This window comes from Streptomyces sp. NRRL WC-3549, from assembly GCF_000721935.1.
In the GTDB taxonomy this organism is placed as follows: Bacteria; Actinomycetota; Actinomycetes; order Streptomycetales; family Streptomycetaceae; genus Streptomyces.
In genome coordinates this window covers 60926-64264 of sequence record NZ_KL585394.1, presented here as the reverse complement: position 1 = coordinate 64264, position 3339 = coordinate 60926, and the positions used below count along the sequence as shown (strand labels likewise).

Sequence of the window (3339 nt, the reverse complement as noted above, 5' to 3'; positions counted from 1 at the left end):
GTGTCCGCCCGGGCGAGCGCGCCCGGCAGCCGCGCCTCGGCCTCGGTCAGCTCCGCGGCCCGCCGCTCCACACCGTCCACCAGGGTGGAGATCTGGGCGATCGCCCCTTCGGCGGCGCGCAGCTGGACCGCGGCCCGGGCGTGGACCCCGCCGTCCACGGCCCGACGCGCCTGGTTGAGGCTCGACGTCGCGAAGGTCAGCAGGTCCTGGGCCTGTGCGACGTTCCCGGCCACGGCGGACCGGGCCGAGGCGGCGTACCGGTCCCGCATCCCGTCGAGCGTCACCCGCGCCGCGGCCACGCGCCCGGTCAGCCGGCGGAACACGGCCTCCGCCGCCGCCACGTCCCGGGGCGCCGTCTCCTCCAGGGCGCGCAGCCGGTCGAAGTCCTCGGACACGGCGTCCAGGCGCGCGCCGGCGTCCGTACAGCGGCGGATGACCTCGTCCAGCATGCGGCGGTGCTCCACGGCGTCGTCCGGGACGGCGTCGTCCAGCCGTTGCCGCACCCGGAAGGCCTCGGCCAGCTCGGCCCTGGCGTACTCGACCGCCTCGGTGAAGGGGGCCGCCGCCTCCTCGCCGTACCGGGCGACAGCGAAACCGAGCTCCTCCTCGCTGGTGTGTACGGCGTCGTCGGTGCCCACCAGGTCCGCCTCGGCACGGGCGTCGAGCTCGGCCGGCGTGACCCGACCGCCGCCCCGGGGAGACGGGCCGCCCCGGCCGGGCAGCGCCGGGGTGGTCCGGGTCGCGGTGCGATGCCTGCGGCGCAGCCACGCGCAGCCGGCGACCGCGAGCACGACGGCGGCCACGACGAGGGGGAGGACCAGGTCGACGGAACCGCCCCCCACCGGGTCGTCCCCGAGCGCCCCCACCCGGTCGCTGACCCGCCCCTGGTGTGAGAGGGGGACCGGGGCCGCGGCCCGGGCGCCGTACGCCGTGGGCAGGGCCGGCCCGCACAGCGCTGCCGGCACGGTGAGGAGGATCCTGCCGCGCGTCGAGGGCCGGAGGGGCGGCCGGATACGGCTCGCGGGCGGTGTCACACGGGGAGGCTATGTCCGGCCCGCGCGGCCCGCGACCGGGCGTCGGGCCAGACCGGCGGCCTCACGGGCCGCGCACCGTCTTTGCCGGAAGATGAACAGTCAACCTTGCAAGATGTACTGCGCATCTTTAGCGTGGAACGCATGACCACCGGACCCCTGGAACCCCGCGATCCCACGCCCGGCGATCCGGCCGCGGAGCACGTGGCGACGGATCTCGCGACCGTGGTCGGCAGGCTGCTGCGACGGATGCGGACCATGCAGCCGGAGGGGGTGCTCACGCCGTCCCAGCGCTCGGTGCTGGCCCGGCTCGACGAGAGCGGCCCCGCCACCACGGCGGCGCTGGCCCGCGCCGAGTTCGTACGCCCGCAGTCCATGCGGCTGACGCTGGCCGCGCTGGAGGCCCGGGGGCTGGTCGCCCGGGCCCCCGATCCGTCCGACGGCCGCAAGTCGGTCGTCTCGGTCACCGGCGAGGGGCTCTCCGCCCTGGCCGGGGTCCGGGCGGTCACCCGGGGCTGGCTCGCGGACACGATCGCCGAGGAGCTGGACGGTGAGGAGCGCCGTACCGTCGCCGAGGCCGTGGTTCTGATCCGCCGCCTGGTCGACAAGTGACCGGCCGGTGGGCGCCCGGTACACCCGCCCTGTCTCTTATACACATGGCGGGCCGCCGGGGCCACCCGGGCGGGCCCCGGCGGAACCCGCACCGGAGCGGGGGCGGCCCGCAGGGCCCGAACGGGGGTTCGGCGTCCGCCTCACCGCGCCGCTGCTGATGGGCTCCCTGCTCAATCCGCTCAACACGACCATGATCTCCACCGCCCTGGTGGCCATCGGACGCACCTTCGGCATCGGGGCCGCCGACACCGCCTGGCTGATCTCCGTCCTCTATCTCGCCAGCGCCGTCGCCCAGCCCGTCCTCGGCAAGCTGGCCGACGTGCTCGGCCCCCGCCGGGTCTTCCAGGCCGGTCTGGTCGTCGTGATGGCGTCCGGCCTGGTCGGAGCCCTCGCGACCGGCTTCGGCATGCTGATCGTCTCCCGGCTGCTGCTCGGCGTCGGCACCTCGGCCGCCTACCCGGCGGCCATGGCGGTCCTGCGCGACGAGTCGCGCCGCGTCGGCCGGGCCACCCCGCGCCCGGTGCTGGCCCGGCTCTCCTTCGCCGCGCTCGGCAGCGCCGCCGTCGGGCCCGCGCTCGGCGGGCTGCTCGTCACCGTCGTCGGCTGGCGGGGCATCTTCGCCGTCAACGTCCCCGTCGCGCTGGTCGCGTCCGGCGCCGCGCTGCTCTGGGTACCGGCCGACCCCCCGCGCGAGCGGGACGCCCGGGGCGACACCCGGAAACTCGCGCTCGACCCGCTCGGCATCGCCCTGTTCTCCGCGGCCCTGACCGTGCTCGTCTTCTTCCTGCTCCGCCTGACCGACCCCCTGTGGTGGCTGCTCGCGCCCTTCGCCGCACTGACCGCCGTGCTGGGGTGGTGGCAGCTGCGCACCCCGCGGCCCTTCATCGACCTCCGGATGCTCGCGGGCAACGGCGCGCTGCTGCGTACCTACGCCCGCCACGGCCTGGGCTACCTCCTCATCTACTGCGTGATGTACGGCTTCACCCAGTGGCTGGAGGAGGCACGCGGCTACTCCTCCGGCCACACCGGGCTGCTCATGCTGCCGATGTCCCTCACCGCGTTGGCCTGCTCGCTCCTCGGCGCCCGCACGAAGTCCCTGCGCGCCCCGCTGACCCTGGCCTGCGTCCTGCTCATGGCCGGAGCGGGCGTCCTGCTGACCCTGACCGGTTCCACCCCGCTCGCCGTCCTGCTGCTCGCCGGCGCCTGCTTCGGCGCACCGCAGGGCCTCATCGGCACGAGCAACCAGGCCGCCGTCCAGGCCCACGCACCGCCCGAGTCCATCGGCTCCGCCGCCGGCCTCCAGCGCACCGCCCAGTACCTCGGCGCGATCACCGCCTCCGGTCTGATCGCCCTCGCCTACGCGGACACCGCGAGCGACGCCGGCCTGCACCTCATGGCCGCGGTCTCCGTCGTCCTCGGAGTCCTGCTCACCGTCCTGACCGTCACCGACCGCGCCCTGCGCGCACGCACCTGAACGCCCCCCACGAGGAGTACGCACATGACCGCCACCACCCTGGACCCGAAGACCGCCCTGGTCGTCGTCGACCTGCAGAAGGGAATCGTCGGCGCCTCCACCGTCCACCCCGCCGGCGACGTCGTCGCGAACGCCGCGACCCTCGCCGACGCCTTCCGCGCCAAGGGCCTTCCCGTCGTGCTCGTCCGGGTCACCGGCGGCGCCCCCGGACGTACCGAGGCC

The 3339-nt window shown here is 75.7% G+C and carries 3 protein-coding genes and 1 pseudogene; 3 read left to right on the top strand and 1 reads right to left on the bottom strand.

Annotated elements, in window-relative coordinates:
* A pseudogene (locus IH13_RS37205) lies at positions 1–965 on the bottom strand (TPM domain-containing protein); the annotation flags it as partial.
* Positions 966–1175: 210 nt separating this feature from the next.
* On the opposite strand from IH13_RS37205, the gene IH13_RS0110920 reads away from it, so the two are divergent.
* From IH13_RS0110920 to IH13_RS0110910, 3 genes are all read left to right on the top strand, one after another.
* Positions 1176–1643, top strand: coding sequence for a MarR family winged helix-turn-helix transcriptional regulator (locus IH13_RS0110920; protein WP_051835814.1), 468 nt, complete (start codon positions 1176–1178; stop codon positions 1641–1643).
* Between the two features lie 7 nt (positions 1644–1650).
* A complete protein-coding gene (locus IH13_RS0110915) occupies positions 1651–3117 on the top strand; it encodes an MFS transporter (RefSeq protein ID WP_082317565.1) in 1467 nt (488 codons plus the stop codon).
* A 24-nt stretch (positions 3118–3141) separates the two neighbouring features.
* The coding region (locus IH13_RS0110910; RefSeq protein WP_031083308.1) for an isochorismatase family protein at positions 3142–3339 on the top strand (198 nt) is incomplete at its 3' end.

Excerpts from the sequence above, each read along its gene's own strand:
- IH13_RS0110920 (WP_051835814.1), top strand. The coding sequence starts at position 1,176 with ATGACCACCGGACCCCTGGAACCCCGCGATCCCACGCCCGGCGATCCG.